The organism is Mycobacterium sp. (assembly GCF_035603715.1).
GTDB lineage: Bacteria > Actinomycetota > Actinomycetes > Mycobacteriales > Mycobacteriaceae > Mycobacterium.
Map to the genome: position 1 here is coordinate 1 of NZ_DATNJW010000390.1, position 4,415 is coordinate 4,415.

The 4,415-nt window shown below is 65.0% G+C and carries 6 protein-coding genes; 5 read left to right on the top strand and 1 reads right to left on the bottom strand.

Annotated features, from left to right (window positions below; all coding sequences use genetic code 11):
- The 5 genes from VN856_RS16165 to VN856_RS16185 form a co-directional block, all read left to right on the top strand.
- Window positions 1-630 (top strand): MFS transporter (locus VN856_RS16165; protein ID WP_325690768.1); only part of this gene is annotated, 630 nt, incomplete at its 5' end.
- 27 nt (window positions 631-657) lie between these two features.
- Window positions 658-939, top strand: a complete 282-nt coding sequence (locus tag VN856_RS16170) for a phosphoribosyl-ATP diphosphatase (RefSeq protein WP_325690770.1) — start codon at window positions 658-660, stop codon at window positions 937-939.
- A complete protein-coding gene (gene hisG / locus VN856_RS16175; protein WP_325690772.1) occupies window positions 939-1,829 on the top strand; it encodes an ATP phosphoribosyltransferase in 891 nt (296 codons plus the stop codon). Before VN856_RS16170 ends, hisG begins: the two co-directional genes overlap by 1 nt.
- A gap of 95 nt (window positions 1,830-1,924) precedes the next feature.
- A complete protein-coding gene (locus VN856_RS16180; RefSeq protein ID WP_325690778.1) occupies window positions 1,925-2,404 on the top strand; it encodes a DUF4126 family protein in 480 nt (159 codons plus the stop codon).
- Complete coding sequence (locus tag VN856_RS16185; protein ID WP_325690774.1) at window positions 2,401-3,771, top strand: FAD-containing oxidoreductase; 1,371 nt, start codon at window positions 2,401-2,403, stop codon at window positions 3,769-3,771. Before VN856_RS16180 ends, VN856_RS16185 begins: the two co-directional genes overlap by 4 nt.
- A gap of 7 nt (window positions 3,772-3,778) precedes the next feature.
- Here the strand turns inward: VN856_RS16185 and VN856_RS16190 are convergent.
- The coding region (locus tag VN856_RS16190; protein ID WP_325690776.1) for a RecB family exonuclease at window positions 3,779-4,415 on the bottom strand (637 nt) is incomplete at its 5' end.

Consider the following 4,415-nt stretch of genomic DNA (forward strand, 5'->3'; position numbering starts at 1 on the left):
GGATTGGCCGTCTTCCAGCAGTTCGTCGGCATCAACGTGATCTTCTCCTACTCCGATCTGCTCTGGGAGGCAGTGGGATTCGGTGAGAAGTCCTCGTTCACCATCGCCCTGGTGACCACCGGGGTCAACGTGCTCATCACCTTGGTGGCGATCGCCCTGATCGACCGGCTCGGCCGCAGGCCGCTACTGCTGGCCGGGTCGGCCGGCATGTCGGTGACGCTGGCGACGATGACTGTGGTGTTCGCCGGAGCTTCCACCGTCAACGGTCAGCCGCGGTTAGACGGCGCCTCCGGGGTGATCGCGCTGATCGCGGCCGACTTGTTCGTGGTCGCGTTCGCCGTGTCCTGGGGGCCGGTGCTGTGGGTGCTGCTTGGCGAGATGTTCCCCAACCGCATCCGGTCGGCGGCACTGGGCCTGGCCTCGGGCGTGCAGTGGATGGCCAACTGGACTATCGCGGTGACGTTCCCGGCGCTGCGCCAGGTGCTCGGTGTCGCCTACGGGTTCTACACGCTGTGCGCGGTGCTGTCGCTTGTTTTCGTCTGGCGATGGGTCCGCGAAACCAACGGGGTGTCCCTGGAGGACATGCGCGACGAGGTGTCTCCGACGGCAGCGCCGCGCACCGCGACCTGAAACCGCCGTGACTTTGCTTAGCCACCCATGAAACAATCGCTGGCCGTGAAGACCTTCGAGGATCTGTTTGCCGAACTCGGCGAACGTGCCCGCACTCGGCCGCCCGGCAGCGGCACCGTCGCCGCGCTGGACAGCGGCGTGCATACGCTGGGTAAGAAGATCCTCGAAGAGGCTGGCGAAGTGTGGCTGGCCGCCGAACACGAATCCGACGAGGCGCTGGCCGAGGAGATCAGCCAGTTGCTGTACTGGGCTCAGGTGCTGATGATCGCTCGCGGGCTCACGCTCGACGACGTGTACCGGAAACTCTGATGACGTCGCAGCACCGCAACGGGTCCACCGGGCTGCGCGTTGCGGTCCCCAACAAAGGGGCGCTGAGCGAATCGGCCGTCGAAATCCTGGCCGAGGCCGGCTATCGGCGCCGGACCGATCCCAAAGACCTGACCGTCATCGACCCGCACAACAACGTCGAGTTCTTTTTCCTGCGTCCCAAGGACATCGCCATCTATGTCGGGTCGGGTGAGCTCGACTTCGGCATCACCGGAAGGGATTTGGCGCGCGAGTCTCGCGCGCCGGTACACGAACGACTCGCGCTGGGCTTCGGATCGTCCAGTTTCCGCTACGCGGCCCCGGCCGGCAGGGACTGGAAAATCGACGACCTGGCCGGCCGCCGCATCGCCACCGCATATCCCAACTTGGTGCGAGAAGACTTGGCGGCCCGCGGTATTGACGCAACGGTGATCCGCCTGGACGGCGCGGTCGAGATCTCGATACAACTCGGCGTCGCCGACGCCATCGCCGACGTGGTGGGTTCGGGCCGCACCCTGAACCTGCACAACCTGGTGGCGTTCGGCGAAGCGCTGTGCGATTCAGAGGCGGTCCTGATCGAACAGGTTGATCCGGATGCCTCCCACCGGCCGGACGTGGCTGCCCGCGATCAACTGGTTGCACGGGTGCAGGGCGTGGTGTTCGGCCAGCAGTACCTGATGCTCGACTACGACTGCCCGCGTTCGGCTCTCGACAAAGCAACCGCGATAACACCAGGGTTGGAGTCACCGACGATTTCGCCGCTGGCCGACCCTGATTGGGTCGCGGTGCGGGCGCTGGTGCCACGCCGCGGTGTCAACGAGATCATGGACGATTTGGCAGCGATTGGCGCGAAAGCGATCCTGGCTTCAGGCGTCCAGTTCTTCCGGTTCTGATCATGAATGTCTCGGTGGTACGGCCGCCGCTGTGTTAGCGTCCCGCTAGAGCCGCGTTCGTTTGTCGAGCCCTGGGAGGGGTCGCGATGTCGCACATGACGCATTTCTATGTTCTGCTGCTAGCCCTGGGAATTGGCGTGATCGCCGGTCTGCGATCCATGACGGCCCCGGCGGTCATTTCCTGGGCCGCCGCGCTGCACTGGATCAATCTGAATGGAACCTGGGCTTCCTGGGTTGGCAATTGGATAACCGTGGGCATCTTCACCGTCCTTGCGCTCGGGGAGCTATTTGTCGACAAGCAGCCCAAGACGCCACCCCGAACCGCGCCCCCCGCGTTCATTGGCCGGATCGTCGCCGGCGGGTTCGCGGGCGCTGTGATCGGAACCGCGTGGGCCGTCACCTGGAGCGCACTCGGCGCCGGCGTGATCGGCGCGGTAATCGGCACCCTGCTCGGCGCCCGGGCGCGAGGCGCGCTGGCCGGGTCGTTTGGCCGTGACCTGCCGGCCGCTCTACTCGAAGACGTCGTCGCCGTTGGCGGTGGATTCGCGCTCGCCGCAATCACCGCCGCTCTGTGACGCAGCGCTTCGACGCGATCGTAGTCGGCGCCGGCCAGGCCGGGCCCCCGCTGGTCGGACGGCTGACCGCCGCCGGTCACACCGTTGCGATGGTGGAGCGCAAGCTGATCGGCGGCACCTGCGTCAACACCGGCTGCATCCCGACTAAGACATTGGTGGCCAGTGCGCAGGCCGCACATATGGCCCGGCGCGGCGCCGACTTCGGCGTCGACACCGGCGCGGTCAGCGTGGACATGCGAAAAGTCAAGGCGCGCAAGGACGCCATCATGCTTGATGACCGCAAAGGCGTCGAAGACTGGCTTGACGGCATGGACGGCTGCACCGTCATTCGCGGTCATGCCAGCTTCCAGGATCCGCATACGTTGCGCGTCGGGGATGAGACGTTAAGTGCCGAGCGCATTTTCCTCAACGTCGGCGGACGTGCGGTGGTGCCCGACATTCCCGGACTGGCCGATATCGACTTTCTCACCAATGTGTCGATCCTCGAACTCGATACGCTGCCCGAGCATCTCGTCATCGTCGGTGGTAGTTACATCGCCCTGGAATTCGCGCAGATGTACCGGCGTTTCGGCGCCAAGGTCACCGTGGTCGAAAAAGGTCCGCGACTGACAGCGCGCGAAGACGAGGACGTCTCGGTCGCTATCAAGGCGATCCTGGAAAATGAAGGCATCGACGTCGTCGTCGACGCCACTGATATTCGGATATCAAAGCGCGACAAAGGGTTCGAACTGACCCCGCGAGCTGGTGCGGCACCGATAGCGGGCAGCCACCTGCTGATGGCGGTCGGGCGGCGCCCCAACACCGACGACCTCGGGCTGGAGCAGGCCGGCGTCCGCACCGATGCCCACGGATACATCGCCGTTGACGACCAACTGAAAACCAACGTCGACCACATCTGGGCGATGGGCGACTGCAACGGCAAGGGCGCTTTCACCCACACCTCCTACAACGACTTCGAAATCGTGGCCGGCAACCTGCTCGACGACGACCCACGGCGGGTGAGCGACCGGATCACCGCTTACGCGCTCTACATCGACCCGCCGCTGGGACGCGCAGGCATGACCGTCGAGCAGGTTCGGGCGTCCGGCCGCCCCGCGCTGGTCGGTCAGCGACCGATGACCAGAGTCGGACGGGCAGTGGAAAAGGGTGAGACGCAAGGCTTTATGAAGGTCGTTGTCGATGCCGAGACGCAGCAGATCCTCGGAGCCGCCATTCTCGGCGTCGGCGGCGACGAGGCCATCCACTGCATCCTGGACGTGATGTCAGCCAAGGCGACTTATCAGACACTGGCCCGCACGATGCATATTCACCCCACGGTGTGCGAGCTGATACCGACAATGCTGCAGGAGATGTCGCCGTTGAAGTAGCCGGCGATCAAGCAGCAGGCTCGGCTTTGTGCTGCAGGACGGTGTCTGCGTTGCCTTCGTCGGGAGCCTCCGGCCAGCCCGGGTACGGCGGCGGTGTGCCGCCGAAAACCGGACAGTGCTCGTGGTGCGCGCACCAGTCGCACAACCGCGACGGTCGTGGCCTGAAATCGCCTGTGACACCGGCGGATTGAATGGCGTGCCAAATCGCCATCAGCGTCTTCTCGAAACGCAGCAGCTCAGCTTCGTCGGGGGAGTAGTCCAGCAGCTGGCCATCGGAGAGATAGATGAGCCGCAGTCGCGTCGGCAGCACGCCCCGCGAGCGCAGTAACGCGACCGCGTAGAACTTCATCTGAAACATCGCTTTGAACTCGGCCAGCGCCCGGGCTTCCGGTGGGGCCTTGCCGGTTTTGTAGTCCACCACCCGCAATTCGCCGGTGGGCGCGACATCGATCCGGTCGATGATTCCACGCAACAGGGTGCCGTCGGCCAGTTCGACCTCGATGCGCTGCTCGCAGCTCTGCGGGTCGAACCGGGTCGGGTCTTCCAGGCTGTAGTACCCGGACAACAGCTTGCGGGCCTCACCGAGCAGGTGGGCCCGCTGTTCGCTGTCCAGCTGCTCGGCCAGCTCGGGTTCGGCGGCAATC

Bases quoted from the DNA above. Each gene is read 5' to 3' on its own strand.
- hisG (WP_325690772.1), top strand. From the start codon at position 939: ATGACGTCGCAGCACCGCAACGGGTCCACCGGGCTGCGCGTTGCGGTC.
- VN856_RS16170 (WP_325690770.1), top strand. From the start codon at position 658: ATGAAACAATCGCTGGCCGTGAAGACCTTCGAGGATCTGTTTGCCGAA.
- VN856_RS16180 (WP_325690778.1), top strand. From the start codon at position 1,925: ATGACGCATTTCTATGTTCTGCTGCTAGCCCTGGGAATTGGCGTGATC.